Source organism: Roseateles sp. (assembly GCF_039595295.1).
Taxonomy (GTDB): domain Bacteria; phylum Pseudomonadota; class Gammaproteobacteria; order Burkholderiales; family Burkholderiaceae_C; genus Roseateles.
Map to the genome: position 1 here is coordinate 20,497 of NZ_JBCNLU010000015.1, position 25,909 is coordinate 46,405.

At 68.1% G+C, this 25,909-nt stretch carries 27 protein-coding genes and 1 other RNA gene; 22 read left to right on the forward strand and 6 right to left on the reverse strand.

Annotated elements, in window-relative coordinates:
• The first annotated feature begins 58 nt into the window (after positions 1–58).
• From ubiG to ABDW59_RS13080, 7 genes are all read left to right on the forward strand, one after another.
• On the forward strand, positions 59–760 hold the full coding sequence (ubiG, locus tag ABDW59_RS13050; protein ID WP_343630274.1) for a bifunctional 2-polyprenyl-6-hydroxyphenol methylase/3-demethylubiquinol 3-O-methyltransferase UbiG: 702 nt from the start codon (positions 59–61) through the stop codon (positions 758–760).
• Positions 757–1,515: a phosphoglycolate phosphatase gene (gene gph / locus ABDW59_RS13055; RefSeq protein ID WP_343630275.1), complete on the forward strand. Its 759-nt coding sequence runs from the start codon at positions 757–759 to the stop codon at positions 1,513–1,515. The genes ubiG and gph overlap by 4 nt, the downstream gene beginning before the upstream one ends.
• An 18-nt stretch (positions 1,516–1,533) precedes the next feature.
• Positions 1,534–1,907: a transfer-messenger RNA gene (ssrA, locus tag ABDW59_RS13060) on the forward strand.
• Between the two features lie 314 nt (positions 1,908–2,221).
• Positions 2,222–3,115 carry a hypothetical protein gene (locus ABDW59_RS13065; protein WP_343630276.1) on the forward strand — a complete coding sequence of 298 codons (894 nt, stop codon included), beginning with the start codon at positions 2,222–2,224 and terminating at the stop codon, positions 3,113–3,115.
• Positions 3,116–3,177: 62 nt separating this feature from the next.
• The gene (locus ABDW59_RS13070) at positions 3,178–4,011 is read left to right on the forward strand and encodes a transporter substrate-binding domain-containing protein (RefSeq protein ID WP_343630277.1); all 834 of its coding nucleotides are present in this window, start codon (positions 3,178–3,180) and stop codon (positions 4,009–4,011) included.
• Positions 4,012–4,028: 17 nt separating this feature from the next.
• Entirely contained in the window at positions 4,029–4,682 is a 654-nt protein-coding gene (locus ABDW59_RS13075; RefSeq protein ID WP_343630278.1) for an amino acid ABC transporter permease, read from the forward strand.
• 88 nt (positions 4,683–4,770) lie between these two features.
• Positions 4,771–6,276 (forward strand): DASS family sodium-coupled anion symporter, encoded by a 1,506-nt coding sequence (locus ABDW59_RS13080; protein WP_343630279.1) that lies wholly within the window; start codon positions 4,771–4,773, stop codon positions 6,274–6,276.
• 41 nt (positions 6,277–6,317) lie between these two features.
• Here the strand turns inward: ABDW59_RS13080 and ABDW59_RS13085 are convergent, their stop codons facing one another.
• The gene (locus ABDW59_RS13085; RefSeq protein WP_343630280.1) at positions 6,318–7,505 is read right to left on the reverse strand and encodes a TrkA C-terminal domain-containing protein; all 1,188 of its coding nucleotides are present in this window, start codon (positions 7,503–7,505) and stop codon (positions 6,318–6,320) included.
• 89 nt (positions 7,506–7,594) lie between these two features.
• Between ABDW59_RS13085 and ABDW59_RS13090 the strand changes: the two genes are divergently transcribed.
• From ABDW59_RS13090 to yddG, 3 genes are all read left to right on the forward strand, one after another.
• Entirely contained in the window at positions 7,595–8,590 is a 996-nt protein-coding gene (locus ABDW59_RS13090; protein ID WP_343630281.1) for a 2-hydroxyacid dehydrogenase, read from the forward strand.
• Positions 8,591–8,651: 61 nt separating this feature from the next.
• Positions 8,652–10,619 carry an ATP-dependent helicase gene (locus ABDW59_RS13095; RefSeq protein ID WP_343630282.1) on the forward strand — a complete coding sequence of 656 codons (1,968 nt, stop codon included), beginning with the start codon at positions 8,652–8,654 and terminating at the stop codon, positions 10,617–10,619.
• A 23-nt stretch (positions 10,620–10,642) separates the two neighbouring features.
• A complete protein-coding gene (gene yddG, locus ABDW59_RS13100) occupies positions 10,643–11,554 on the forward strand; it encodes an aromatic amino acid DMT transporter YddG (protein ID WP_343630283.1) in 912 nt (303 codons plus the stop codon).
• Positions 11,555–11,597: 43 nt separating this feature from the next.
• Here the strand turns inward: yddG and ABDW59_RS13105 are convergent, their stop codons facing one another.
• Positions 11,598–12,389, reverse strand: coding sequence for a helix-turn-helix transcriptional regulator (locus ABDW59_RS13105; protein ID WP_343630284.1), 792 nt, complete (start codon positions 12,387–12,389; stop codon positions 11,598–11,600).
• Positions 12,390–12,493: 104 nt separating this feature from the next.
• Here ABDW59_RS13105 and ABDW59_RS13110 point away from each other — a divergent pair, with 104 nt between their 5' ends.
• From ABDW59_RS13110 to ABDW59_RS13145, 8 genes are read left to right on the forward strand one after another with little or no spacing between them, the layout of a single operon-like run.
• Positions 12,494–13,744, forward strand: a complete 1,251-nt coding sequence (locus ABDW59_RS13110) for an MFS transporter (protein ID WP_343630285.1) — start codon at positions 12,494–12,496, stop codon at positions 13,742–13,744.
• A gap of 47 nt (positions 13,745–13,791) precedes the next feature.
• Positions 13,792–14,772 (forward strand): hypothetical protein, encoded by a 981-nt coding sequence (locus ABDW59_RS13115; RefSeq protein ID WP_343630286.1) that lies wholly within the window; start codon positions 13,792–13,794, stop codon positions 14,770–14,772.
• Positions 14,773–14,820: 48 nt separating this feature from the next.
• Complete coding sequence (locus ABDW59_RS13120; RefSeq protein WP_343630287.1) at positions 14,821–15,390, forward strand: hypothetical protein; 570 nt, start codon at positions 14,821–14,823, stop codon at positions 15,388–15,390.
• Between the two features lie 15 nt (positions 15,391–15,405).
• Positions 15,406–15,768: a hypothetical protein gene (locus ABDW59_RS13125; RefSeq protein ID WP_343630288.1), complete on the forward strand. Its 363-nt coding sequence runs from the start codon at positions 15,406–15,408 to the stop codon at positions 15,766–15,768.
• Positions 15,769–15,770: 2 nt separating this feature from the next.
• On the forward strand, positions 15,771–16,802 hold the full coding sequence (locus ABDW59_RS13130) for a hypothetical protein (RefSeq protein WP_343630289.1): 1,032 nt from the start codon (positions 15,771–15,773) through the stop codon (positions 16,800–16,802).
• Positions 16,803–16,816: 14 nt separating this feature from the next.
• Positions 16,817–17,557 (forward strand): amino acid racemase, encoded by a 741-nt coding sequence (locus ABDW59_RS13135; RefSeq protein ID WP_343630290.1) that lies wholly within the window; start codon positions 16,817–16,819, stop codon positions 17,555–17,557.
• Complete coding sequence (locus tag ABDW59_RS13140; RefSeq protein WP_343630291.1) at positions 17,554–17,967, forward strand: VOC family protein; 414 nt, start codon at positions 17,554–17,556, stop codon at positions 17,965–17,967. Before ABDW59_RS13135 ends, ABDW59_RS13140 begins: the two co-directional genes overlap by 4 nt.
• A complete protein-coding gene (locus ABDW59_RS13145) occupies positions 17,964–18,920 on the forward strand; it encodes a glyoxylate/hydroxypyruvate reductase A (RefSeq protein ID WP_343630292.1) in 957 nt (318 codons plus the stop codon). Before ABDW59_RS13140 ends, ABDW59_RS13145 begins: the two co-directional genes overlap by 4 nt.
• 259 nt (positions 18,921–19,179) lie before the next feature.
• Here the strand turns inward: ABDW59_RS13145 and ABDW59_RS13150 are convergent, their stop codons facing one another.
• From ABDW59_RS13150 to ABDW59_RS13160, 3 genes are all read right to left on the reverse strand, one after another.
• Complete coding sequence (locus ABDW59_RS13150; RefSeq protein WP_343630293.1) at positions 19,180–19,830, reverse strand: DUF1109 domain-containing protein; 651 nt, start codon at positions 19,828–19,830, stop codon at positions 19,180–19,182.
• Complete coding sequence (locus ABDW59_RS13155; protein ID WP_343630294.1) at positions 19,827–20,390, reverse strand: sigma-70 family RNA polymerase sigma factor; 564 nt, start codon at positions 20,388–20,390, stop codon at positions 19,827–19,829. Before ABDW59_RS13155 ends, ABDW59_RS13150 begins: the two co-directional genes overlap by 4 nt.
• 88 nt (positions 20,391–20,478) lie before the next feature.
• Entirely contained in the window at positions 20,479–21,687 is a 1,209-nt protein-coding gene (locus ABDW59_RS13160; protein ID WP_343630295.1) for a beta-propeller fold lactonase family protein, read from the reverse strand.
• Between the two features lie 371 nt (positions 21,688–22,058).
• Between ABDW59_RS13160 and ABDW59_RS13165 the strand changes: the two genes are divergently transcribed.
• The 4 genes from ABDW59_RS13165 to ABDW59_RS13180 are packed head-to-tail and all read left to right on the forward strand — an operon-like array spanning position 22,059 to position 24,430.
• Positions 22,059–22,373 (forward strand): DUF2282 domain-containing protein, encoded by a 315-nt coding sequence (locus ABDW59_RS13165; protein WP_343630296.1) that lies wholly within the window; start codon positions 22,059–22,061, stop codon positions 22,371–22,373.
• 4 nt (positions 22,374–22,377) lie between these two features.
• Positions 22,378–23,238, forward strand: a complete 861-nt coding sequence (locus ABDW59_RS13170) for a DUF692 domain-containing protein (RefSeq protein WP_343630297.1) — start codon at positions 22,378–22,380, stop codon at positions 23,236–23,238.
• Complete coding sequence (locus tag ABDW59_RS13175; RefSeq protein WP_343630298.1) at positions 23,235–23,996, forward strand: putative DNA-binding domain-containing protein; 762 nt, start codon at positions 23,235–23,237, stop codon at positions 23,994–23,996. Before ABDW59_RS13170 ends, ABDW59_RS13175 begins: the two co-directional genes overlap by 4 nt.
• Positions 23,993–24,430 (forward strand): DoxX family protein, encoded by a 438-nt coding sequence (locus tag ABDW59_RS13180; protein WP_343630299.1) that lies wholly within the window; start codon positions 23,993–23,995, stop codon positions 24,428–24,430. The genes ABDW59_RS13175 and ABDW59_RS13180 overlap by 4 nt, the downstream gene beginning before the upstream one ends.
• Here ABDW59_RS13180 and ABDW59_RS13185 read toward each other — a convergent pair.
• Positions 24,397–25,773, reverse strand: coding sequence for an amino acid permease (locus tag ABDW59_RS13185; RefSeq protein ID WP_343630300.1), 1,377 nt, complete (start codon positions 25,771–25,773; stop codon positions 24,397–24,399). The genes ABDW59_RS13180 and ABDW59_RS13185 overlap by 34 nt on opposite strands.
• Positions 25,774–25,909: the final 136 nt, after the last annotated feature.

Consider the following 25,909-nt stretch of genomic DNA (forward strand, 5'->3'; position numbering starts at 1 on the left):
AGGCGGGATCGCGGGATTCGGGCGTTTCGGCGCATGGGCTCGGCTACCATTGCGCCCCATGGCGAATGTCGATGCAAAAGAGCTGGAGAAATTCAGCGAGCTGGCCCACCGCTGGTGGGATACCGAAAGTGAGTTCAAGCCGCTGCACCGGATCAATCCGTTGCGCCTGAACTGGATCGACGGGCAGAGCCCGCTGCAGGGCAAGACGGTGCTGGACGTCGGCTGCGGTGGCGGCATCCTGGCCGACTCCATGGCCCGCAAGGGCGCGAACGTGCTGGGCATCGATCTGGCGACCAAGTCGCTGCGCGTGGCCGAGCTCCACGCGATGGAATCCGGCACCGAGAACATCGCGTACCAGGAGATCGCGGTCGAGGATCTCGCCGCGCAGCGCCCCGAGTCCTTCGATGTCGTGACCTGCATGGAGATGCTGGAGCACGTCCCCGATCCCGCGTCCGTGGTGAACGCCCTGGGCCGTCTGGTGAAGCCGGGCGGCTGGGTCTTCCTGTCGACGCTGAACCGCAATGCCAAGGCCTTCCTGCTGGCCATCGTCGGCGCGGAGTACCTGCTGCGCATGCTGCCCGCGGGCACGCATGAATACGCGCGATTCATCCGTCCTTCCGAGCTCGCGCAGATGTGCCGCGATGCCGGACTGGAAGTGCAGGGCGCGAAGGGCTTGAGCTTCAACCCCGTCACGCAGCGCTATGCGCTGGGCGCGGACACCGACGTCAACTATCTGCTCGCCTGCCGGCGCCCCGCATGAGCACGGTGCTGACGAGCCCGCCGGCCACCGATGCGCCGGTCAGCGCAGCGACCCGCACGGCGATCCGCACGGTGCTGTTCGACCTCGATGGCACGCTGATCGACAGCGCACCCGATCTGGCCGGGGCAACGAATGAGATGCGGGTCGCCCGCGGCCTGCCTGAAGTGCCTTTCGAGGACTTGCGCCCCATGGTCGGCGCGGGCGCGCGCGGGATGATGGGCATCGCGTTCAAGGTCGCCCCGACGCAGGCTTCGTTCCCCGCGCTGCGCGACGAGTTCTTCGATCGCTACGAGCAACGCCTGCTGCGCGCGACGCATCCCTTCGACGGTGTCGAGGCGATGCTGGACGCGCTGCGCGAGGACGGCCTGAGCTGGGGCATCGTCACCAACAAGTCGGAGCGCTTCGCGCTGCCGCTGGCGCAAGGCCTGGGCTGGAGCGCGCATGCGGCCGCCGTCGTGGGCGGCGACACCACGCCCTTCGCCAAGCCGCGGCCCGAGCCGCTGTTCGAAGCGGCTCGCCGTGCTGGCGTCGCGGCTGCGGCATGCATCTACGTCGGCGACGATGCCCGCGACATCCAGGCGGGCCGCGCGGCGGGCATGCTCACCGTGGCGGTGCGCTGGGGCTATCTGGGGCAGGGCGAGCCCATCGAGGCCTGGGGGGCGGACGTCGTGATCGACACGCCGTCGCAGCTCATCGACTGGCTGCGCGCGAAAAATGCCGAGGCTCGGGGCTTGAAGTCCGGCTCGCTGGCATAATCTGAGACTTCTCTCTCTGGGGCCGACCTGGTTTCGACGTGGGTACGGAGTCGGAGTAGGGCATGCCGAGGGCCAGGCACCTCGTAAATCCATCTGGAACAAACCAACTGCGAACGATCAAACGTACGCTCTCGCGGCTTAAACCCCGCGGACCTCTCACCGGTTGGCCGATGGGCCGGGTGACGGGACGCAAGTCCTGACACAGAGAGGTTATTCACATTGGCTGGCTGTCATTCGTGCACCTTGGGTGACGGCGAGATTTAGGGTGCTGGCCTGACCGGTAGCGTGCTTCTGCGCGACCGGTCGGGTGAGAACCAAATCAGAAAGCTAAGCATGTAGAACTGCCCGGTGAAGGCTTGCGGACGGGGGTTCAATTCCCCCCGGCTCCACCATCTTCAAGACACGCCAACCGATGACCTCGGTTGGCGTTGTCGTTTCTGCGGTCCGCGGCGCGCGGGTTGAACGAATTCCTGAGATCAGTCGTTGCCCCGTTGTCGTTCATCAAGGGGACACGGGTCTCGCGCCTTGGAGATCGCTCGTTGCCGCAAGCGACGACGGTCTCCAGCTTGCTGTCGTCGGCCTTCTTGTCGCGGGAGAGGCGGAATCTGACGTCTCGTTTCAACTCCCCCCCATGCCGCGTACGCGCTGCGTGCCCAAGGGCCGATGCGCCGTCCAGCCCTGACGACGACCCCGCAATAATTTTCGAATGACCCATGCCGGCATTCTTTCGACGACGTCGCCTCCGCGACCGACGCCTCTCCCGCTGCCCAACTCGCGCGGCTATCTGCGCCTGATCCGTTTCAGCGCCTGGTACGACATACTCATCACGACGGCCTTCGCGACGCCCTGGACCTTTGCCGTCCTGTACCGGCAGCTGAACGCCGCGGCGCTGCTGATGGGGGCGTCGCAACTGCCCGAGTTCGACTCCGTGCACGTGCTCTTCGTCAACCTTGCCGGCTCGGTCGTGCTGATGTGGGCGGCGGTCCGCCTGTGGCGCACGCAGGCCATCCACGGGCTCTGCGACGGCATCGTCCGCGGCCTCTTCGCACTGTGGCAGGGCTTCGCATTGCTACAAGGCGCGAGCGCGCTGGTCTGGCCCTTCCTGATCGCCGAGATCGGCTTCTTCATCACCCAGCTCGCGCCCATCGTCCTGCGCGTCGTGCGGCCCAAGCCCACCGACGACGCGCTGCCGCCGGTTCCGCGCCACCCGCCCGCGCAACCGCTGGAGACCGCGCTGATCGCGTGGTTCGGCGCCGCGCTGTCCACCGATTTCCCGATGCTCGCCAGCCGCCTGGGCGCCGCGCGCGTGGTGCGCCGCGAGTTCACCGCCGGCGCCGGCGCGCTCTGCCATCTGGAGAGCGACTTCGACGGCCTGACCGGCGTGGAGCTGCTGTCGCACCGGGTCGACGGCCCGGTGATCCGATCCCCCGACATCGCCGGCGACGCCTGGGTCACCTTGCAGGTGCTGGACGGGATCCCGCATTCCCTCGAGATCTGGGCACCCGGCGCGGACTATCCGCTCGAACGCCATCCCAAGGTCTTCGCGCTGGTGGAATGGGACGGCGGCGATGAGTCGGGCCGACGCGCGATTCCCGGCTGATTGGCGAGCGACATCGGGGAGCGGGCCGAACCCGGGGCGGGTTTCCAGCGACATCTCTTCCCATGCCCCTCACTCGCAGACACTTCGCGGCCAGCGCCATCGCGGCGCTCGCCTCGACGGCGGTCATCGCCACGCCTATCGAACAGGCCTCCTCCTTCGAACGCATCCGCCGAACCGGCAGGCTGCGGCTGGGCGTGGTGCCAGGCGCCTCGCCTTATTCCGTCAAGGACCTGGCGACGGGCGACTATCGGGGCTTCTGCGTCGATCTAGGGCGTGATCTGGCACGCCACCTGCGAGTGGAAGTGACCTGGGTCGAGACCCGCTGGGGCAACGCCGCGCTGGATTTGCAGTCCGACAAGATCGACGCCCATCTCGGGCTCGCGCCGACGCCGCAGCGGCGCCAGTCCATCGCCTTCACCGACGCCCTGGTCGACAACGTCTACACCGTCGTCGCGCGGCAGGGGGTGAACCCGCGACGCTGGGCCGATCTCGATCGGCCCGAGTTGACCGTGGCGGTGGACCTCGGCTCCAGCCACGACCAGATCGCCGCGCGCTTGCTGACCCATGCCCGCGTGTTGCGCTTCGAATCGCTGACCGAAGCCACGCTGGCGGTGGGCAGCGGCCGAGCCGACGCCCAGATCCTGGCGGTTCTGTCGGCCAGCGTGCTGCTGGCCAAGCGGCCCGAGCTCGGCCACCTGGTCGTGCCGACCCCGCTGGAGGCGCTCCCCACCTGCATCGGTCTGCGCCGCCAGGAGGATCCGCGTCTGGTGATCGCCGTCAACGAATGGATTGCCGAGGCGCGTGCCGCGGGCCGCGTACGTTCCGCCATCGGCGCCAATCTGCGCGCGCTCGCCGGGGTCAGCCTGTCCGATCTGCCGCCGCAGATCCGCTTCTGATCGAAGGGCGGGTCGGGATGTATGTCTGGGACTTCGCGTCGCTGTGGGAGTACCGGAGCCTGCTCCTCGCGGGTATCGGGACCACGCTGTTCAGTGCGCTGACGGTGATCGCGGCAGGGCTGTCGCTGGGCGTGACGGTCGGTCTCGGCAGACTGTCTCCCCGCCGTTGCCTGCGGGGCGCGCTGGGCGTCTATGTGGCGATCTTCCAGTGCACGCCGGTGCTGGTGCAGCTGCTGTGGTTCTACTACGCGCTGCCGATGCTGCTGGGCATCGCGCTGACGCCGATGTCGGCCGCGATGCTGTGTCTCACGCTCTACGGCGGCGCGTTCTATGCGGAGATCGTGCGCGGCGGCATGCTCGCAGTGGACGCCGGTCAGACGCTGGCCGCGCTCGCGCTGGGCATGACGCGCGCTCAGGCGCTGTGGCGGGTCGTGCTGCCGCAGGCCTTGCGGCACATGACCGCGCCCTTGGCGGGGCAGTCCGCGTTGCAGCTGAAGAACACCGCGCTGCTCTCGGTGATCGCCATCCCCGACCTGCTGCATCAGGGACAGCTCATCGCCCACGAGACCTATCGGCCCCTGGAGATCTACACCCTGGTGGCGGCGCTGTACTTTCTGCTTCTGTACCCGATCCCGATTTTGGTCAAGCGCCTTGAGAAGGCGCGCGCCTGATCGATGCCCGCGCCCCGGAGATGAAGGAAGATCGGACCGCGCGCGATGACGCGGGGGCGATCGGCCCCAACCAACCCCAGGGAGAACCATGTTCAGCAAGCTCGCGGCGATGTACCGCTACTTCGTCTCGGTCGTTCCGTTCCGGCTGACGCCGGCGCTGATCACGACGGCCGTCCTGTTCATCCTGCTGATGATCCCGGTTCCGCAGGGCCTCAAGCCCGAGGCCTGGGGTCTGGTGGCCATCTTCCTGACCACCATCGTGGCCATCATCCTCAAGGTCATGCCGATCGGCGTGATGGCGATGATGGCCATCGTCATCGTGTCGGTGACGCAAGTGACATCGAACTCCTCCAAGGGCGCGATCGCCGATGCGCTCAGCAGCTTCTCCAGCCCGCTGATCTGGCTGATCGTCGTGGCCATCCTGATCTCGCGCGGTCTGAAGAAGACGGGCCTGGGCAACCGCATCGGGCTGATGTTCATCGCGCTGATGGGCAAGCGCACCGTCGGCATCGGCTACGGTCTGACCGTCTGCGAGCTGGTCCTGGCGCCGTTCACGCCCAGCAACACCGCGCGCGGCGGCGGCATCGTGCATCCGATCATGAAGTCCATCGCCGGGGCCTTCGACTCCGATCCGACCAAGGGCACGCAGGGCAAGGTCGGCACCTATCTGGCGCTGGTCAATTACCACGCCAACCCGATCACCTCCGCGATGTTCCTGACCGCGACCGCGCCGAATCCGCTGGTCGTCGATTACGTCGCCAAGGCCACCGGCCAGCAGCTGCACCTGAGCTGGACCACCTGGGCGCTGTGCATGCTGCTGCCCGGTCTGCTGTGCCTGCTGCTGATGCCGCTGATCATCTACGCGCTGTCGCCGCCGGCGCTCAAGTCCACGCCCAACGCGGTGGACTTCGCGCGCGGCGAGCTCGCCCGCATGGGGCCGCTCAGCGGCAAGGAGCGCGTCATGCTGGGCGTCTTCGGCCTGATGCTGCTGCTGTGGGCCAACGTGCCCGCGATGATCTTCGGCCCCGCGTTCACGCTGGACCCGACCGTCGTGGCCTTCCTGGGCCTGTTCGCGCTCATCATCACCGGCACCATCGATTGGGACGACGTGCTCTCCGAGAAGAGCGCCTGGGACACGCTGGTGTGGTTCGGCGCGCTGGTGATGCTGGCCGAGCAGCTCAACAAGCTGGGCGTGATCGGCTGGTTCTCCGGCAACATGCGCGACGCCATCGAGGCCTCGGGCATGGGCTGGCCGGCCGTGGCCGCGGTGCTGGTGGGCATCTTCGTGTTCTCGCACTATCTCTTCGCGAGCACCACCGCCCACATCAGCGCCATGATGCTGGCCTTCCTGACGGTGGGCGCGCAGCTGATCCCGCCGGACTACGTCGTGCCCTTCATGCTGATGATGACGGCGGGCTCCGGGATCATGATGACGCTGACCCACTACGCGACCGGCACCTCGCCCATCATCTTCGGCAGCGGCTACGTGACCATGGGCCAGTGGTGGAAGGTCGGCGCGGTGATGTGCGTGGTCGAGCTGGCGATCTTCGCCGTGGTCGGCAGCGCGTGGTGGAAGCTGATCGGGATGTGGTGAGGCGGATGCGCTGAGGCGCAGGTGCTGACGCGGTCCGAGGGTCAGGTCGTGCCGCCCCACAGCGCGACGGCCTGCACCAGCAGGATCTTCACCACCGTCATGGACGGGAAGATCATCGCGTAGCCGATGTCGGGCTTGTCCGTGGGCGCGATGCGGTTGGCGAAGCCCAGGATGGCGGGATTCCCGGTCGCGCCGGCCACGACGCCGGCCGCGGTGTCGAAGGGCAGCCGGAACACCGCCATCGCGATCAGCAGCGTGACCGCCACCAGCACCGCGACGATGGCGCTGCCCAGCAGCAGGTACATCCAGCCGCTGTGCGTCACCGTCGCGGCGAAGGTCGCGCCGGAGGAAATGCCCACGACCGCGAGAAAGACGGTCAGCCCGAAGTTGCGCAGCACCAGGTTGGCCGAGATCGGCATCGCCCACTGCAGCGGCCCGCTGCGTCGGCGCCAGCCCAGCAGCAGCGCCACCAGCAGCAGGCCGGCGAAGCCCAGCGAGAAGTGGCCCAGCAGCGGCAGCGGCCAGGCGATCGCGCCCAGCGCCAGACCCAGTGTGACGCCGACGCCCAGGCCGATGTAGCTGATCTCGCCGGTGCCGCGCACCGAGTCGCCGAACAGCCGACCCAGCGCCGCGAAGCTTTCCCGCGGCGCGAGCACGCCGACGCGGTCGCCGAACTCGAACAGCCGGTCCTCATGCGGCGGCAGGTCCGTGTCGCTGCGGCGCAGATGCAGGATGCGGGCCTTGAGCTCGGGCGGCAGCTGCAGATCGGCCATGCGCTTGCCGGCCACCGCGGGGCTGGAGACGAAGAATCGGCCGTAGTCGAGCTCGCTGCGGTCGCCCGCGCCGGCATAGGCGCCCAGCGCCTTGGACAGCTCCATGCCCGGCCACCAGGCGACGGCGGCGAGCATCAAGCCCAGGGCCGCGAGCACCGCGATCAGCGCCGCCGCGTTGGCCTTCATGCCCTCCTTGCTGCTGAGGCCGCGCAGGAACTGCGCGCCGTAGGCGATGCCCACGCCGTACAGGAAGAGCATCAGCCCCAGGTTGCCCAGCAACGGCGGCAGGGTCAGCGTCGGCACCAGCGCGCCGACCGCGAGCCCGACGAAGAGCACCGCGCCCGAGCCCAGCGCGAAGCCGCGCACGCTGTCCGACCCCAGCCAGTAGCCGATCGCGATGGTGAGGAACAGGGCCAGCAGGGGCTGGGCGGTCAGGAAATGACTGATCCAGTTCATGGGGCCACTTGTTGCTCGGTTGAGGGGGCGATCGAGTGTAATTGGGGGCATTTGGCGCGACATGCGCGCTCGTCCTTCAGGGGGGAACGATGAAAACAGCAGTCTTCAGCACGCGGCGCTACGACCAGGCGCTGCTCACGCGCGCGAATCGGGACGCCGGCCATGAGCTGGTCTTCATCCAGGACCGGTTGACCGCCGAGACCGCGCCGCTGGCCGCCGGTTGCCGCGCGGTCTGCGTCTTCGTCAACGACAACGTCGACGCCGCGGTGATGGACATCCTCGCGCGCCAGGGCGTCGGCCTGGTGGCGACGCGCTCCACCGGTTTCAACCACGTGGACGCGGCGGCCGCCGAGCGGCGGGGCATCGAGGTCGTGCGGGTGACCGACTACTCGCCGTACTCGGTCGCGGAGTTCGCGGTGGGCCTGCTGCTGGCGGTGAATCGCAAGATCGCGCGCGCGAGCGCCAGGACGCGCGACGGCAACTTCGAGCTGGACGGCCTGATGGGCTTCGACCTGCATGGGAAGACGGTGGGCGTCATCGGCACCGGAAAGATCGGATCGATCTTCGCGCGCATCATGCGCGGCTTCGGCTGCGAGGTGCTGGGCCACGACGCCTTTCCGCGGCCCGAGTTCGAGCAGCTGGGCGCGCGCTACGTGCCGCTGGCGGAGCTGATCGCGCGCTCGGACGTGATCTCGCTGCACTGCCCGCTGACCGAGGCGACGCGCTACCTCATCGATGCCCGGGCGCTGGCCTCGATGAAGCCCGGCGCGGTGCTGGTGAACACCAGCCGCGGCGGGCTGGTCGACACCGAGGCCGCGACGCAGGCGCTCAAGACGGGGCAGCTCGGCGGGCTGGCGATCGACGTCTACGAGCAGGAGGCCAGCCTGTTCTTCCAGGACCTGTCCTCGACCATCATCACCGACGACCTGATCCAGCGGCTGGTGTCTTTCCCCAACGTGATCGTGACCGGCCACCAGGCCTTTTTCACCGTCGAGGCCATCGGCCAGATCATGGACACGACCATCGCCAGCATCAGCGCCTTCGAGCGCGGCGAGCCGCTGGTGAACCGCATCCCGCGCGAGTGAGTCGGCGTCGCGGACAATGCGGCCCCGTTCACCGCATCATCCGCAGACAGAAAGACGCCCCATGGCATGGAAGCAAGCCCCGTTCACGCCGACGGAGGAGCAGGCTCGCATCGAGCAGGCCGCCGCGCGACGGGTCATCGTGGAGGCCAACGCCGGCGTCGGCAAGACGACGGTGCTGTGCCTGCGCGCGCTGCGCATGATCCAGCAGGGCGGCGTGGATCCGCGCCGCATCCTGATGCTGAGCTTCACTCGCGCCGGCTGCGAGGCCATCCGGCGCACGCTGCGCCGGCACGGCGCGCCGGCCAGCGTCTGCGAGGGACTGCGCATCGGCACCTTCGACGAGTTCTGCGCCGCGCGGCTGCGCAAGATGGAGGGGTTGACGGTGCCGGCGTTCGAGCGGCCGGAGGAGGTCAGGGAGGCGGTGCTCGCCGCGATCGCGACCGCGCGTGAGCAGGCCAAGGCCGGCGGCCAGGAGGACGACTTCCAGCTGGGCGGCACCGGCCACCTGATCGTCGAGCAGCTGCTCAAGGACTTCGAGCGGATCAAGGGCACGATGGTGCTGAAGCGGCAGGACGAGGATTTCCGGCTCACGCCGGAATCGGCGGAGGACACGGGCTTCCCGTATCCGACGCTGGCGATCTTCAGCGCCTATGAGGCCGAGCGGCTGGGTGGCGGCGCGGACCGCAACGAAGCGCGCTACCGCTATCCGGGCGACGCGACCTACGACATGGCCTGCGCGCTGACCGCCGCGGATCCGTCCTTTGGCCTGGAAAACCATCCGCTGCGGATGGGGCCGGTGCAGGCGGTCTTCGTCGACGAGTTCCATGACATGAACTGGGCCATGGCCACGGTGCTGCGCGCGATCCTGGCGCAGTACCCGGACGTGCCGTTCACCGGCGTCGGCGACGTGGACCAGGTCATCCATGCGGAGAGCGGCGCGGATGCCTATTTCCTGCGCACGGGTTTCCGGATCGAGTTCGGCAAGGCGGAGCGCATGACGCTGACGCATGCCCAGCGCTTCGGGCCGGGCATCGCGGAGATGCTGGGCGGCTTCGCGCGCAAGGCCTATCCCTCGCATCCGAATCGGGCGGGGCGCATCGAGACGCGGCGCATCGAGACGGCGCTGGAGCTGGCGCTGCATGTGCGCGATGTGCGTGATCGGCGGATGGCGGAGAGCCCGAAGACGCCGCTCCACGAGATCGCCGTGCTGCTGCGGCATCCGAGCGCGGCGCTGGATCTGGAATATGAGCTGGCGAATCGGGGCGTGGATTACGAGACGGCGGGGTTCTCGAGCTACACGAGCCGGCCGGAGGTGCTGTTCGTGCGGCTGCTGCTGGCGGCGGCGGTGAATTGCCAGGACGCGTTCACGCCCGAGGCCTTCGAGGCGGCGAAGCTGGCGACCTGGGAGTTCATCGGTGGGGCCCTGCCGCTGCCGGATGGGGGCGACGATCCGGAGACGCGGGCGAAGATCCTGCGCGCGCCGGTGAGCGCCTTCCAGCAGTTCATGCTGGAGGATCTGTTGGCGCGGACGCCGCGCACGGCGGGTGCGGAGCGGATCAGGACGGCGATGACGATCGCGAGCACGAATCGCGTGCCCGATGCGATCGCCGCGCTGGAGGCGCTGCAGATGGGCCGGCTGGCGGAGCAGGTGCTGGTGCGCAGAGAGGCGATTCGGGATGCCGCGGATTCGGTGAGGGCCTTGGAGCGGATCGTGATTCGGGAGAACTTCCTGGACATCACGGAGATGCTGGGCGCGATCCGGGTGCAGGAGGAGCGGCGGCAGGGAGATTGGACGGCGCGGCAGCGGATCGTGCTGTCGACGATCGAGCAGGCCAAGGGCTTGGAGTTCGAGCACGTCATCGTGCCAGGCATGAATCGGGACGAGTTCGATGGGTTGGATGAGGATGAGCGGCATCGCTTCTATGTGGCGGTGTCGCGTGCGAAGCAGGTCGTGGAGCTGATTCACGACGGGGACAGGCCGAGCCGCTTGCTGCAGGGCGTGCTCGGGCAGACTTCGCCCGGGGCTTGACGCGCGCCCGATACAGTCCCGGCATGTCTGGAAAGAAGCGCGCCACGCTGATCGGATTGCTTGCGGTCGCGCTGTGGAGCTCGGTCGTGGGCCTGATCCGTGGCGTCAGCGAGAGTTTCGGCGCCACCGGCGGCGCGGCCCTGATCTACAGCGTCGCGTCCGCGATGCTGGTGCTGACCGTCGGCCCCACCCGCGTCCGCGAACTCCCGCGTCCCTACCTCTGGATCGGCGGCGGCCTCTTCGTCGCCTACGAGCTCTGCCTCTCGCTTTCGCTGGGCTACGCCAACAGCGCCCGCCAGGCCATCGAGGTCGGCATGGTGAACTACCTCTGGCCGACCTTCACCATGATGGCCGCCATCCTCTTCAACCGCCAGCGCACCAACGCGCTGATCGTCCCCGGCTTCCTCCTGGGCGTGCTCGGCGTGTGCTGGGTCCTCGGCGGCGATCAGGGCTTGGACCTGAAAGAGATGCTCGCCAACGTGCGCAGCAATCCGCTCAGCTACGGGCTGGCCTTTTCCGGCGCCGTCATCTGGGCGGCCTATTGCACCGTCACCGCGCGCATGGCGCAGGGCAAGAGCGGCGTCACGCTGTTCTTCGCGGCCACGGCGGTCACGCTATGGCTCAAATTCGCGATGACGGACAATCCGCCCATGGCGCTCAGCCTGCACTCGGTGATGCTGCTGGTGCTGGCCGCCTCGGCGATGGGCTTCGGCTACGCCGCCTGGAATGTCGGCATCCTGCACGGGAACATGACCCTGCTGGCCGGCGCGTCCTATTTCATCCCGGTGATCTCCGCGGCCCTGGCCGCGGTGGTGCTGCAGACACCGCTGTCGCTGAGCTTCTGGCAAGGCGCCTGCATGGTCGTCGCCGGATCCATCCTCTGTTGGCTCGCCACGCGAGCCCGTCAACCCCGGACGCCCACGACAAGGTCGTGAGCGCCCGCGCCATGTCTGGATCAGCGGCCCTGCGCCGACGGCTTCACCTGTGCGCCGCCGCCGTCCCGAAGCTCGACGGCGGCGCCCCGAAGTGCCGCCTGAACATGGCCGCGAAAGCGCTCTGGCTGGCGTAGCCGCAATCGAGCGCGATGTCGATGACGCGCGCGCCCTCGGCCATGCGGCGCAGCGCGAAGAGCAAGCGGGCCTGCTCGCGCCATTGCGCGAAGGTCATGCCGGTCTCCTTCACGAAGAGCCGCTGCACCGTCTTCGATGACACGCCCAATCGCTCGGCCCATTCCTGCGCGGTCGCCGCATCGGCGGGCTTCTCCGCGAGCTCGTCGCAAATGGTCCTGAGGCGGTCGTCGTCCGGCATCGGCAGATGCAAGGGGAGGGTGGTGGCGCGGCGCAGCTCGTGGATGAGCAGCTCCATCAGCGAGCCGTCCCGGCCGCGTTCCTCATAGTCGACCGGCACCTGCACCGCGGCGACCAGCAGCTCGCGCAGCAGCGGGGAGACATTGAGCACGCAGGTCCGCTCGGGCAGATCGCCGAGCTGCGTCGCGTCGATGTAGGCGGTGCGCATCTTCACCAGCCCGGCCATGCGGACGCTGTGGCGCTCGCCGGCGACCAGCCACAGCGCCCGATTCGGCGGAACGACCCAGAAGCCGGCGGCGGAGTCCACCAGCATCACGCCGTCGATCGCGTACAGCAGCTGCGCGCGCGGATGGCTGTGCCAGCCGGTGACCGCGCCGGACGGGTAATCGGCCTCCATCGCCACGGTGTGGCGGTCCAGGTCGTGGAAGTCCTGGAACTTGCGGTGTGCGCTGTTCGTCCTCATGTCCCAAAGTCTACAAGTCATGTCGCTTTGGCGCGCGACGGACGAGGTCGGGGTGCGTAGATTCCGGGCATCCCCCTGAATCCCCACCTCACTCCCTCCTTGGCATGACCACCGATACCGCGACCCTCGGCCGCCCGGATGCGGCTCCGACCTCGACCCCGGCGGCGCCCGCCGCCCATCAGCACGGCTTCCTGCTGCCCATCGTCGGCGCGGCGGCCTTCGCGCATTTGCTGAACGACCTGATCCAGGCGGTGCTGCCATCGATCTATCCGATGCTCAAGCTCAAGTACGCGCTGAGCTTCGGCCAAATTGGCTGGATCGCGCTGGTCTACCAGGTCACGGCCTCGCTGCTGCAACCGTGGGTCGGGATGTACACGGACAAGCATCCCAAGCCCTATCTGCTGCCGCTGGGCATGTGCGCGACCTTCATCGGCGTCGGGCTGCTGGCCTTCTCGACCTCCTACGAGATGCTGCTGATCGCCGCGGCGGTGGTGGGCATCGGCTCGGCGACCTTCCACCCGGAGGCCTCGCGCGTGGCGCGGATGGCCTCGGGCGGCCGCTTCGGCACGGCCCAGTCCTGCTTCCAGGTGGGCGGCAACACGGGCTCGGCGATCGGGCCGCTGCTGACGGCGGCCATCGTGATCCCCTACGGTCAGACCGCGGTGGCGTGGTTCATGCTGGTGGCGGCGCTGGCGATCTTCGTGCTGTCGCGGGTGACGGGCTGGACGCTCAAGCACGGTCATGCGAAGGCCAAGAGCCTGGCGAGCAACGCCGCGCGCGGCCTGAGCAAGCCGGAGGTGATCCGCGCGGTGGTCGTCGTCTCGGTGCTGATGTTCGCGAAGTTCGTCTACATCGCGTCCTTCACCAACTACTTCACCTTCTATCTGATCCAGCGCTTCGGACTGTCGGTGCAGCAGAGCCAGATCTATCTGTTCATCTTCCTGGCGGCGGTGGCGGCGGGAACCTTCGCGGGCGGCCCGGTGGGGGATCGGATCGGCCGCAAGGCGGTGATCTGGGTGTCCTTCCTTGGGGTGGCGCCGTTCGCGCTGGCCCTGCCTTATGTGGGACTGGTCTGGACGGCGATCCTGGCAATCGCGATCGGGCTGGTGATGTCCTCGGCCTTCGCGGCGCTGGTCGTGTATGCACAGGAAGCGGTGCCGGGTCGTGTCGGGATGGTCTCGGGCCTGATGTTCGGGTTGATGTTCGGCATCAGCGGGATCGGCGCGGCGGGGTTGGGGCACCTGGCCGACGTGCACGGGATCGTGTGGGTCTATGGCTTGACGTCCTTCCTGCCTTTGCTGGGATTGGCGACAGCCTTCCTGCCGGATACCCGGAGAGCCGCGAAGGCGGCTTGAATGGAGAATGGGTCGATGCGTCGACCCATTTTTCATTGAGCGATTGAATGGACTTCAGAAGGCCGCTGCCTGTTGCGATTGCACTTGCCTTGCTGATTGCGCTCGTCGCCGCGATATACGGCTGGCGAGAATCAGGAAGAGTTGCCCAGGGGGCGAAGCTTGCGGATCGAGGCGGCTCTAAAGGCGCCTCGCAGGCTCAGGTGGTCACGGATCCGGGTGGCCCGATTGCATCGGTGCGCACTCCAGCAGAGGCCGCGCCTAAGACCACGGCGGCCTTGATTGCCGTGGCGATGACGAGTTCGGATCCCTATGCATTTGCGGTTCGATATCGGAGTCAACGGGAAGTAGGTAGCTTTGCTGCCGCCAGGTACTTGGTCTTCGAATGCCGCAAGGCCTATGAGATGACCCTGGTGATGAAGGAGTTCGTTCCCGGCCAACCCGTGCGGGCTGTCACGGGAAGGTATCCCGTCTCCAATGATGGCCTGTCTCCGGACGTGATGGCGAGGCGGGCGGCGGCCGCGCAGGAGATATCGGCGCGCTGCCGCCCATTCGTCGACGACCATGAGCTCGGCCAGCCCTTGGCGGATGACGCGTCCGGTGTGGCTCTCCGTGAAACGGAGAAGCGAATGGTCACGAGCATTTCGACGCCCGAGGACATCGAACGTCAGATGAGGGTGTTCGCTGAGCAGGGGATGCTGTGGCAGTACTGGTACGCGCTGTCATCCCAGGATGCCGGCTATGGCTACTTTGATGGCAAGTTGAATGGGGGGCTCTCGGAGAGTGACTTCAAAGGCGCCATGGAGTTGGCGGCGATTCTTGCGACGACCCAGGGCAAGGGGGGACGGGAGGACCTGCGGTCCTTGGCCGCGTGTGTCTACTCCGCGCGATGCGATGGAGTGATGGCTCAACTGGTGGCCATGGAGAAACCATCGGACCCGGCATTGATCTCGAGGGTCCGGCCGATCGCGCTTCGCATCGCCGAGGCTTTGCGGTCTGGCGATGCCGAGCGGTTCAAGAGGAAGCCCTGAATGGACTTCAAGAGACCCTTGCCCATTGCGATCGCAGTCTCTCTCGCGATGGCTGCCGTGCTGTACGGCTGGTGGGCGCTGAATCCGGTGGGTGACGCGGTGCGTCTGGCCGCGAGAGCGGAAACCGTGGCGGCCGCCCATATGGTGTCGGAAGCGGCCGATTCGGAGACGGAGCCCGCTGCGTCGAGTGCCATTCGGGCCTCGGCTCCGAGGGCGAAGCCGCGCCAATCGTCCGCCGATCTCTTCGCCGCCGCGGCGACAAGCTCCGATCCCTATGCGTTGGCCGTCAAGCTGCGCAATTCGAAGACGCCCGGCGGGTTCGCGGTGGCGGCACGACTCGCCAGCCTGTGCCGCATCTCATATATGAAATCGCAGTCGATGAAGTCATTCGCGGACACGATGACCACGACGCCTCGCGGACGCGGCGCACCCGCCGCGAATGCAGGTCTGTCGCCGGACGTGCTGTCCAAACGCACCTCGGCCTCGCAGGAGATCGAGGCGCGCTGCCGCCCGTTCATTGACGACCGGGACATCTCCCAGCCCTTGGCGGATGACGAGTTCGGCGTGGCATTCCGGGATGCCGGAAAGAACATCACCAAGAACCCGCCGAGCGCGTAAGAGATCGCGCCGGTGATGAACATGCTGGTGGAGCAAGGGATGCTGTGGCAGGCGTGGGGCTTGCTGTCGCTGAAGGAAGGGCCGTTCGGCTACTTCGAGGGCAAGCCGGCGGGCGGGCTGTCGGCCGGCGAGTTCAGACGGGCCATGGAGCTGGGGTCCGTGCTTGTCACCGTGCCGGAGCAGGGTGGTGAAAGAGGCGATCTGCGGAGCTTGTCGGCGTGCTCGTATTCGGCGACCTGCGATGAAGGCGTGGCTCAGCTGACGATCGGCGATGTTTCGGACGCGGCAGCGGCGGCGAGGATCAAGGCCATGGCCGAACGAATCGCCGCGGCGTTGAAATCGAATGATGTGGAGGCGTTCAGGGCGAAGAAACCTTGACGATGGATGGAATGGTGTTCAGGAAACCTTTGCCGATTGCGGTTGGATTGGCAATCACGATGGCCGCGGGGCTTTGCGGCTGGGCTGAGATGCGATGGCAGGAAGAAGACGCGCGTCCTTCCGCGCGGGGCGATATGGGTGTTCGACGAGGCATGCCGGAGGCTGTCCGGCCTGTCCTCACGGCATCGAGCGCAGTCACCGTCGGTGTGCCGCAGACGAGAGTGACGCATGCGGACCAGATGGCGGTTGCGATGTCGAGCTCCGATCCCTACGCGATCGCGATTCGGCTGCACGCCGAGAGGAGACCGGGGTCCTTCGCCATCGCCCGGGAGATCGACAGTCTCTGCCGACGCTCGCTGCAGGAAGTCGTCGCGGTGCAACGGCTCCGAGAGGGCATCCAGATGCCCAGTCCGGGCAAGGGCTTGCCCGTCGCCGATTCGGTGCTGTCGTCGGAGCTTCGCGTCAAACGGGTGGCGGCCATGCAGGAGATCAATGCGCGTTGCGGCCCGTTTGCCGATGATCCGACGACGGCGATGCCGCGGCCCGATGACCGACTCGGGCTCGCATTCGTGCAGGCGGTGGACAGTCTCCAGGGCTACATCCTGCATCGCTTCCTGAAGGATTCAGCCGTGCCGAAAGTGGCCGATCCATTCCCGGAGATCGTGAGACAAGGCATGGCGTGGTCGCAATGGGATCACCTCGCGTCCAAGTGGACGGGCTTCGGGCACTTCGAAGGCAAGCAGGGCGGCGGTCTGACGGACGACGAGTTCAGGCATGCGGTGGAGTTGGGCGCGCTGATCGCGACGCACGACGAGAGCGGCGGGCGACCGGATCTGAGAGTGCTGATGGCATGCGCCTACTCGGCGCATTGCGAGGGCGGGCTGGATCAGGCGGTCTTGGGTGACCTGTCAGCGGACTCCGAATCGAAGCGGAGGATCAAGTCGGTGGCGGAGCGGGTCGCCGTCGAGTTGCGGGCGAATGAGGTGGAGGCGTTCAGGGCGGAGCCATCAATGATGGAAGGAAGCGAGCCATGAGACCAAGCGAATCGATGCACAAGCCGCTGCACCTCGGCCTCGTCGGCTGCTCCGCCGAAGGTGCCGCCCTCTGCTATCGGACGATCTGCGCCGAAGGCGCGGCCTTGCTCGGCCCGCATGCCCACCCTGAGATCAGCATGCACACCCCGTCGCTGCATCTCTACGTCGACGCCTTGGAGCGCGGCGACCGGGCCGCGGTGGCCGCGTTGATGCTGGAGTCCGCGCACAAGCTCAAAGCCGCCGGCGCGCAATTGCTCTTGTGCCCCGACAACACCATTCACCAGGCATTCGACCTGGTGGAACCCCACTCCCCATTGCCGTGGCTCCACATCGCGCGCGTCGTCGCCGATGAAGCCCGCTCCCGAGGCTTCCATCGCATCGGCATTCTTGGAACGAAGTGGCTCGTCGACAGCGACGTCTATCCGGCGGCGCTCTCTGCTGCCGGGCTCGAACCCGTCAGACCCACCGATGCATGGCGCGATGAGCTCGGCGCGCTGATCATGAACGAGCTCGTCCCCGGCACGATCCGCGAGGGAACGATCGCCCGCTTCCAGCTCGCCATCGACGATCTCCGCTCACGCGGATGCGACGCGGTCGTGCTCGGCTGCACCGAGATCCCATTGATCATCAGCGACGCCAACTCATCGCTGCCGACGCTGGACTCGACCCGATTGCTTGCGCGCGCGGCGTTGAAGGCCGCCATCAGCGCTGCTCTAGACTCCCCCGGCCCCCAGCCCATCGAGGAGTCTCCATGAAGAGCGCATTCCATCTGGCCTATCACGTCCGCGACCTCGACGACTCGCGCCGCTTCTACGGCGGGGTACTGGGTTGCGCCGAGGGCCGGAGCACCGACACCTGGGTCGATTTCGACTTCTTCGGCCATCAGATTTCGCTGCATCTGGGCGAGCCCTTTCCGGTGACCAACACCGGCCGCGTCGGCGATCACATGGTCCCGATGCCGCATCTGGGCCTGGTGCTCGGCCTGTCGGACTGGACGACGCTCGCCGATCGGCTGACCGCCGCCGGCACCGACTTCGTGATCCCGCCCAGCCGCCGCTTCGTCGGCGAGCCCGGCGAGCAGGCCACCATGTTCTTCCTCGACCCCAGCGGCAATCCCATCGAGGTCAAGGGATTCGCGGATCTGGACAAGGTCTTCGCCTCGTGAGCGAGCCGGTGTATCGGGTGCCGTTCGTCGCGGATGCCGCGGCTGGGGCGGGATGGGTTCCCGCGCTGCGGGCGGCGATGCCGGAGCTGCGCATTGCGCCGTTGCGCGAGTTCAGCGATGCCGAGCTCGCGCAATGCGAGGTCGCCATCGTCGCCAATCCGAGTCCCGCCGATCTGCGGCGCATGCCGCGGCTGAAGTGGGTGCAGAGCGTATGGGCAGGCGTCGAACGACTGGTCGCTGACTTGAGCGATGCGGGCGACGCGGAACTGCGCATCGTTCGCCTCGTCGATCCGCAGTTGGCTGAGACGATGGCCGAAGCGGTGCTTGCCTGGACGCTCTATCTCCATCGCGACATGCCGGCCTATGCGCGGCAGCAGCAGGCGCGGCAATGGCGGCCGATCGAGTACGTCAAGCCGCGCGACAAGACGGTGGGCCTGCTCGGACTGGGCGCGCTGGGTGATGAGGCGGCGAAACGCCTGCAGTCGGCCGGCTTCCGGGTCGAGGGCTGGAGCCGCTCGCTCAAGTCATTGCCCGGCGTCCTCGCGCATTCGGGCGAGGAGGGCTTGTCGGCATTGCTCGGTCATGCGGAGATCCTTGTCTGTCTGCTCCCATTGACGCCGGAAACGCGCGGCCTGCTGAATGAGACGACATTCGCGCGAATGAAGCCGAATGCGTCGCTGATCAACTTCGCGCGGGGCGCAATCGTCGATGACGAGGCGCTGCGGCGCGCGCTCGACGCAGGGCGGCTTGGGCATGCCGTGCTCGACGTGTTCGCAGTCGAGCCGCTGCCCGAGGACAGCTGGCATTGGCATCACCCCGCCGTGACCGTGCTGCCGCACATCTCCGGACCGACGGACCGCGGGACGGCGTCGGCGATCGTGGCGGCGAACATCAGGACGTTCCGCGTCAGCGGAAAGATCCCGCCGCATGTCCATCGAGAACGCGGCTATTGAGTCCGCCGCTGCGTGCATGGCCCGTCGCGCCGCTCCGCGCGAGCCGGCTCAAGATGCTGGAGGCCTTCGCGCCCTCGATGAGCGAGGAGGTGCGCAGCGCGCAATCCGCCGCGCTCGAGCGAGCGATGGCGCCGGAGACTGTCCAACGCCAGCTGCTGGACTTCCCCTCCATCGTCTACGCCGCCGGCAACGGTCAGCGGTATCGAGGCGGGGACACCGGCGCCACGCCCACCAAACGCGAGGTCTTCGGCACCGGGAATCACCACCGCAGCCAGCGCCGTCCCGCCCACGCGCCGATCCCGGCCGACATCGCCATCCCCAGCACGTACCAGACGGCGAGGAAGGGCGCGTCCATCTCCGGGCAGTGCAGCGAGTAGACGCTGGCCCCGACCGCGCCTGCCAGCCAGCCGGCCATCGCGCCGGCGAGCATCGGCCGCGTCGGCGCCAGCCCGCGCAGCGCCCAGAACAGACCCGCGCCGACCGGCAGCGCGGTCGCCACGACGTTGAACACGCACACCCGCCAGGTGCTGCCCAGCAGCAGATCCGCGCGAGCGTCCGGCGCGGCCGTCGCGAGCACCGCCGCCGCCCAGATCCACAGCAGCAGCACCGGCACCACCGGCAACCAGGCGCCCAGTCGCCCGCCGTGCAGCCGCATCCCCGGATGGGCCAGCCGGAACAGCACGACCACCGCGCTCACCGCGACCGCCAGCGGCATCGCCACCTTCTCCCAGAACACGGGCATGAACACGATGCGCGGCAAGTCCGCGCGCAAGCCGTAGGCCGTCGCCACCCAGGCCAGGGCCAGCAGCGCGCCCGCCGCCAGCGCCAGCGCGAAGCGGCGCTCGCCCGCATGGCGCGGCACCGGGGCGGCATCGGCCGCCAGCAGTCCGATCAGGTCGTCGGTCTTCATGAGGATTCCTTCCATTGGCGCGCCAGCGCCTTGAGCCCGCGGTGCACGCCGACCTTCACCGCCGATTCGCTCATGCCCGTCAGCCGCGCGGTCTCCTGCACCGACAGACCCTCCAACTTCGTGTGCAGGATGGGCAGCCGCTGGTGGCTGGGGAGCTCCTCCAGCAAGCGGTTCAGATCGCGCCGCGCCTCGCCGGCCTCGTGGTCCGATTGCGCGAAGACAGCGAGCTCCTCATCCAGCGGTTCATGCAGCGCTTCATGGCGCTCGCGGCGTCGCCACAGGTCGACCAGCTTGTAGCGCGCCACCGCATGCACCCAGGCCGTCAGCGGCTCGCCGCGGCGATAGGTCTGGCGCTGCGCATGCACGGCCATCAGCGTCTCCTGGACCAGGTCCTCGACCTCGTCCGGCAGCTGCTGCAGCCGGCGCCGGAAATAGCCGCGCAGCAGCGCGCCCAGCGCCTGCAGGAAGAGGTGGTAGGCCGCGCCGTCTCCTTCCAGTCCGGCCAGGAAGAGGGCGTGCAGCTCGGGTTCCGTCGCGATCACGGGGTCTATTCGCGTCATGGCCGCCAAAGGTTACAGCGACCCTGAAAAAAATAATCCCATCACGGCGCGGCCTCCGCGCAGGCGCTCCCCCGCGGCGGCGCAGGACTCAGAGGCCGACCAGCCCCTGCAGGCTCAGTCCGGAGGCCGTTCCCACGACCACCTCGTTGAGCTTGACCAGCGATCCGCCCGAGCCGATGCGATAGGCCACGACCTTGTCGGCGCCCAGAAAGGCCGTGTACAGGTATTTGCCGTCCGGGCTGATCCAGGAGTCGCCCGCCACGCTGGGGACGTCCTGCTTGATCGAGGGCTCGATGGCGGCCTTCGCGTGCAGCAGGGCGATTTCGCCCTTCGGCCCTACGGAGAACGAAGAGATCGCGCCAGATCCATTGCCGACGTAGGCCACCCGTCCATCCGGTGTGATCGCGATCCAGCAGGGATCCTTCACCCCCGGCGCGACCGCATGGCCCACGCGCGTCAGGGTGCCGGTGGCCGGGGCGTGGTGGTAGGCGCTCAGCGACACGTCCGAGATGCCCGTCGACAGACAAGTCGGCGTCTTGGCGTGCGGAACGAACACGCCGGCGAAGGGCGTCTTCACCTGCGTGCGGCTGACCACCGGCCGGGTCAGCTGACCGCCGGACTCGATGCCGAAGGACACGAGTGCGTCGTTCTGGATACCGGCGCTGACGACCAGGTGCGCGCCGCCCGGAGCGACGACCGACTGCGTCGGCGCGACATCAGCGCGGGTGCCCGCCAGCGCCGGCAGATCGTAGGAGCCCAGTTGGGACAGCGTTCCGTCGGCATGGACCTTGAACGCACCCACCTGCGGGGTGCCTCGCAGAAAGGTCGCGTAGAGACGTCCGTGGCTGTAGGCCAGGCTGTTGGGCGCCATGCCGGCGGAGGTCGCATTTCGCTTGAGCAGGGCGAGCTCGCCGGTCTTGGGATCGATCGACAACACCGAGATGCTGTGGTCGCCGGCATTGACGGCGAACAGCCGGCCCGTGTCGGCGTCGGCGACGACCGCGTGCTGACTCACGAGCGAGTCGGGCGCCGTCCTGCCGTCCAGCGTCACGCCATTTGTCCCTTTGCCGCCGGTGGCGGTCGACCCCTTGCGCAGCAGCGTGCCGTCGTCCCGCCGGACGAAATGGACCACCGCGTTCTGGCTCTCGTTGGTCAGCGTGTACAGATGGTTGGCGGCGCGGGTCGGGATGAGCGGCTGACTGGGGTCGCCGCCACAGGCGGCCAGAAGGGAAGTCAGGGCGAGCGCCCCGATCCAGCGATGAGCGGATCGACGGCCAGGCAGGTGAATGTGTTTCATGAGGGGCTGAGAAGTGACTGGAGCGAACCCGCGCCGACCGACCTGCGAAGAGGCCGTCGCCACGTGGGACGCGGCGAAGTCGCACCTCGCGCGACAGCGGTTCCGAGGTCCCAGTCGCGCGGGTCGCTCGATGGGTGGTCGACCGGCGCCGGCGCCGATGAAGCGGGAAGCGGCCGCATGGCGCGCGCGTTCGTTCGAGCGTCCAGGAAGTTACAGCGGGCCTCAAAAAGAAAGTGGAGCGATTCGCGCCGGTCGCTGTAACCCGGCGTCCGAACGACGCGAATTAGCCATCGGAACGCCACCGCAAGCCCTTGGGGGAGCGGGGCGTCCGATCCACAACTTCCGCGTTTGCTTCTCTTTTGGAGTGCCTCATGAAGACCACCCCCACCCAGACCTCCGTCCGCTTCGTCCTGTCCGCGCTGGCCGCGCTGGCCGCGCTGTCCGCCGGCGCCGCGCTGGCCCAGCAGCCGCAGATGCCCGATGCCAAGCCCGCCGACGCCAAGGAGAAGTGCTACGGCGTCGCGATGGCCGGCAAGAACGACTGCGCCGCCGGCCCCGGCACGACCTGCGCCGGCACCGCCAAGGCCGATTACCAGCCCAACGCCTGGAAGTACGTGCCCGCCGGCACCTGCACCAGCATCAAGACGCCCAAGGGCATGGGCTCGCTGACCCCGATGAAGGGCTGAGCCCGTGAGCGGCGTCCTCGGCGCGGGACTCGGCTTCAAGCCGGAGTTCGCGGAGCACGCGCTGCAGGCGCGCGCGGCCGGACTCTGGTTCGAGGTCCATCCCGAGAACTACCTGGTCGACGGCGGCCCGCGGCTCGCCTTGCTGGACACGCTGCGCGACGCGCATCCGCTGTCGCTGCACGGGGTGTCGATGTCGCTGGCCGGGGACGCGCCGCCGGACGCCGATCATCTGGATCGCCTGGCCGCGCTGGTGCGGCGCGTGCGACCGGCGCAGGTGTCCGAGCACCTGGCCTGGAGCCGCTTCGGCGGCGCCTATGCGCCTGATTTGCTCCCGGTGCCGCGCACCAGTGAGGCGCTGCGCCGCATCGCGGCCAATGTCTCGCGCATGCAGGACCGGCTGGGCTGCCGTGTGGCCATCGAGAACCCGTCCCACTACCTGCGACTGGATGCGCATGACTGGGACGAGGTCGACTTCCTGCACGAGCTCGCGCGACGCAGCGGCTGCGGGTTGCTGGTCGATGTGAACAACGTGTTCGTGTCGGCGGCCAATGTCGGCATCGACGCGGCGTGCTGGGTCGATCGGGTCGACGGGGCGCTGGTGATGGAGATCCATGTCGCCGGCCACCACGCGGATCCGGCGCTCGGCGACGAGTTGCTGATCGACAGCCACGACGCGCCGGTGGCCGAGCCCGTGTGGGCGCTGCTTCAGCGCTTGACCGCGCGCATCGGGCCGCGACCGACGCTGATCGAGCGCGACGGCCATCTGCCGGCATTCGAGGCGCTCATGGCGGAACGTGCGCGGGCGCAGCGGGTGACGGCGGCACCAGCGACAGCGGCACCTGCGATGGCGGAGGTCCAGTCATGACGCTCGTCGAGTTTCAGCGGCATTTCTGGCGCGACCTGTGGGCCGAGCAGCCGTCGACGTTCTTGGCCGCGCAACCCGGTGTGGCGGTCTATCGCAACACCGTGCTGAAGGGCTGCGTCGACGCCTTGCTGTCGCTGTACCCGGCGGTGCGGCGGCTGACGGGCGATGACTGGATCGCCGCCACCGCGCTGGCCTATGCGCGCGCGCAGCCGCCGTCGGACGGCAGGCTGCACGGCTATGGCGCAGGCTTTCCCGAATTCGTCGCCAATGTGCTCGCACGGGGCGACGACGCCCAGGAGTGGCCCTGGCTGTCCGATGTGGCCCGCCTCGATCGGCTCTGGAGCGAGAGCCACATCGCCGCCGATGCGCCGATCCTGTCGCTGGCGGACCTCGCCGAGCACGCGGGGCGAGAGGGCGACGCACTCGCGCGCCTGCGCCTGCGGCCGCATCCCGCCGCGCGCTGGCATCGCAGCGATCACTGGCCTGCCTTCAGCCTGTGGGACGCAGCCCGCGCCGCTCGGCCGGATCCCAATCCGCCGCATTGGTACGGCCAGTCCAGCTTGATGACCCGCCCCACGGGCGCGGTCGTCGCCGTCGAGATCGATCTTGGCGAGCACGCGCTGCTGCAAGCCTGCGCGCGAGGGCTCGTCCTGGGCGAGGCGCTCGATGAAGCGCTGAGCCTTCACCCCGAGACGGATGCCAGCGCCGCGCTGGCCCGTCTGATTTCACGAGGCGCCTTCACGGCGATCACCGCATGAACCTGAGTCGCATCGGTGCCGGCCTGCACCGCGCCTTGCCCGACGACCTGCTGCTGCTCGCTTGCCGCTTCAGCATCGCGGGTGTGTTCTGGCTCTCCGGCCGCACGAAAGTGGAGGGCTGGTTCACGCTGACCGACACCACCTTTCTGCTCTTCCGACAGGACTACGCGCTGCCGCTCATTGCGCCGGAGATCGCGGCCTACCTGGCCACGGCCGCCGAGCACGTGCTGCCGGTGCTGCTGGTGCTCGGGCTGGGGACGCGCTTCGCGGCGCTGGGCGTGCTCGGGATGACGGCGGTGATCCAGACCTTCGTCTATCCCTCGGCCTGGCCCACGCACTTGAGCTGGGCCGCGCCGATGCTCGTGCTGCTGGGGCGCGGGGGCGGGCGCTGGTCGCTGGATCAACTGATCGCGCGGCGCTGGCGCAGCAGGTAGCCCAGCGACAGCACGCCCAGCCACACCGGGATCAGATACACCGACAGCCGCAGTCCCGGCGTCATGTGCATCACCACCAGCATGCCGACCATGAAGATCAGGCAGAACCAGTTGGTGAGCGGGTAGCCCAGGCTCTTGAAGCGCGTTTCCTCGCCGGCGGCCCGCTTGGCGGCGCGGAACTTCAGGTGGATCACGCTGATCAGCGCCCAGTTGATGACGACGGCCGAGACGACCAGTCCCATCAGGAACTCGAAGGCGCCGCCGGGCATCAGGTAGTTGATCAGCACGCACAAGCCGGTCGCCACCGCGGACGCGCCCAGGGCCGCGACCGGGATGCCGCGCTTGTTCACCGCCAACAGCACCCGGGGCGCGTTGCCCTGCTGCGCCAGGCCGAAGAGCATGCGGCTGTTGCAGTACACGCCGCTGTTGTAGACCGACAGCGCCGCCGTCAGTACCACGATGTTGAGCACCGTCGCGACCGTGTCGCTGCCGAGCGCCTGGAAGATCAGCACGAAGGGGCTGCCGCCGCCGGCGACCTTCTGCCAGGGGTAGAGCGCCAGCAGGATGGCGAGCGCGCCGATGTAGAAGATGAGGATGCGGTAGATGACCTGGTTGGTCGCGCGCGGAATGCTGTGGCTCGGGTCGTCGGCCTCGGCGGCGGTGATGCCCACCAGCTCCAGGCCGCCGTAGGAGAACATGATCCCCGCCATGGCCATCGCGAGACCTGCCGCGCCGTTGGGGAAGAAGCCGCCGTGCTGCCAAAGGTTGGCGACGGTCGCCTCGGGGCCGCCGTGGCCGCTGATCAGGAGCCACAGGCCGAAACCGATCATCCCGATGATGGCCAGCACCTTGACGATGGAGAACCAGAACTCGGTCTCGCCGTAGGACTTCACGCTGGCGAGGTTGATGAGGTTGATCAGCGCGAAAAAGACCAGCGCCGAGACCCAGTGCGGCATGTCCGGCCACCAGTAGCGCACGTAGACGCCGACGGCGGAGAGCTCCGCCATGCCCACCAGGATGTAGAGGAACCAGTAGTTCCAGCCGGAGAGGAAGCCGGCGAAGGGGCCCAGGTACTTGTTGGCGAAGTGGCTGAAGGAGCCGGCGACGGGTTCGTCGACGACCATCTCGCCGAGCTGCCGCATGATGAAGAAGGCCACCATGCCGGCCAGCGCGTAGCCCAGCAGGACCGAGGGGCCGGCGAGCTGGATGGTCTGGGCGATGCCCAGGAACAGACCGGTGCCGATCGCGCCGCCCAGCGCGATCAGCTGGATGTGGCGGTTTTTCAGGCCCCGTTGGAGAGAGTGGCTTTGGTGTTCTGGCGTCTCAGGCGAGGGGGACTGCATGGCTCGGGCTGGGGAGGCGGGGGAGGGCGCATTTTCCCTCGATCGGCATTGACCCCGAAGACACGCTCCCCAGCAGTCCGCAGGACTCCGAAGACCCTCTCCCCAGCCCTCTCGCGCAAGCGGGCGAGGGGGCAGG

Bases quoted from the DNA above. Each gene is read 5' to 3' on its own strand.
- ABDW59_RS13105 (WP_343630284.1), bottom strand. From the start codon at position 12,389: ATGAGGACGAACAGCGCACACCGCAAGTTCCAGGACTTCCACGACCTG.
- ABDW59_RS13150 (WP_343630293.1), bottom strand. From the start codon at position 19,830: ATGAAGACCGACGACCTGATCGGACTGCTGGCGGCCGATGCCGCCCCG.
- ABDW59_RS13070 (WP_343630277.1), top strand. From the start codon at position 3,178: ATGCCCCTCACTCGCAGACACTTCGCGGCCAGCGCCATCGCGGCGCTC.
- ABDW59_RS13140 (WP_343630291.1), top strand. From the start codon at position 17,554: ATGAAGAGCGCATTCCATCTGGCCTATCACGTCCGCGACCTCGACGAC.
- ABDW59_RS13165 (WP_343630296.1), top strand. From the start codon at position 22,059: ATGAAGACCACCCCCACCCAGACCTCCGTCCGCTTCGTCCTGTCCGCG.
- ABDW59_RS13175 (WP_343630298.1), top strand. From the start codon at position 23,235: ATGACGCTCGTCGAGTTTCAGCGGCATTTCTGGCGCGACCTGTGGGCC.
- yddG (WP_343630283.1), top strand. From the start codon at position 10,643: ATGTCTGGAAAGAAGCGCGCCACGCTGATCGGATTGCTTGCGGTCGCG.
- ABDW59_RS13180 (WP_343630299.1), top strand. From the start codon at position 23,993: ATGAACCTGAGTCGCATCGGTGCCGGCCTGCACCGCGCCTTGCCCGAC.
- ABDW59_RS13120 (WP_343630287.1), top strand. From the start codon at position 14,821: ATGGCTGCCGTGCTGTACGGCTGGTGGGCGCTGAATCCGGTGGGTGAC.
- ABDW59_RS13065 (WP_343630276.1), top strand. From the start codon at position 2,222: ATGACCCATGCCGGCATTCTTTCGACGACGTCGCCTCCGCGACCGACG.
- ABDW59_RS13155 (WP_343630294.1), bottom strand. From the start codon at position 20,390: ATGACGCGAATAGACCCCGTGATCGCGACGGAACCCGAGCTGCACGCC.
- ABDW59_RS13135 (WP_343630290.1), top strand. From the start codon at position 16,817: ATGCACAAGCCGCTGCACCTCGGCCTCGTCGGCTGCTCCGCCGAAGGT.
- ABDW59_RS13095 (WP_343630282.1), top strand. From the start codon at position 8,652: ATGGCATGGAAGCAAGCCCCGTTCACGCCGACGGAGGAGCAGGCTCGC.
- ABDW59_RS13125 (WP_343630288.1), top strand. From the start codon at position 15,406: ATGAACATGCTGGTGGAGCAAGGGATGCTGTGGCAGGCGTGGGGCTTG.
- ABDW59_RS13130 (WP_343630289.1), top strand. From the start codon at position 15,771: ATGGATGGAATGGTGTTCAGGAAACCTTTGCCGATTGCGGTTGGATTG.
- ABDW59_RS13090 (WP_343630281.1), top strand. From the start codon at position 7,595: ATGAAAACAGCAGTCTTCAGCACGCGGCGCTACGACCAGGCGCTGCTC.
- ABDW59_RS13115 (WP_343630286.1), top strand. From the start codon at position 13,792: ATGGACTTCAGAAGGCCGCTGCCTGTTGCGATTGCACTTGCCTTGCTG.
- ABDW59_RS13160 (WP_343630295.1), bottom strand. From the start codon at position 21,687: ATGAAACACATTCACCTGCCTGGCCGTCGATCCGCTCATCGCTGGATC.
- ABDW59_RS13075 (WP_343630278.1), top strand. From the start codon at position 4,029: ATGTATGTCTGGGACTTCGCGTCGCTGTGGGAGTACCGGAGCCTGCTC.
- gph (WP_343630275.1), top strand. From the start codon at position 757: ATGAGCACGGTGCTGACGAGCCCGCCGGCCACCGATGCGCCGGTCAGC.
- ABDW59_RS13185 (WP_343630300.1), bottom strand. From the start codon at position 25,773: ATGCAGTCCCCCTCGCCTGAGACGCCAGAACACCAAAGCCACTCTCTC.
- ABDW59_RS13080 (WP_343630279.1), top strand. From the start codon at position 4,771: ATGTTCAGCAAGCTCGCGGCGATGTACCGCTACTTCGTCTCGGTCGTT.
- ABDW59_RS13085 (WP_343630280.1), bottom strand. From the start codon at position 7,505: ATGAACTGGATCAGTCATTTCCTGACCGCCCAGCCCCTGCTGGCCCTG.
- ABDW59_RS13110 (WP_343630285.1), top strand. From the start codon at position 12,494: ATGACCACCGATACCGCGACCCTCGGCCGCCCGGATGCGGCTCCGACC.
- ubiG (WP_343630274.1), top strand. From the start codon at position 59: ATGGCGAATGTCGATGCAAAAGAGCTGGAGAAATTCAGCGAGCTGGCC.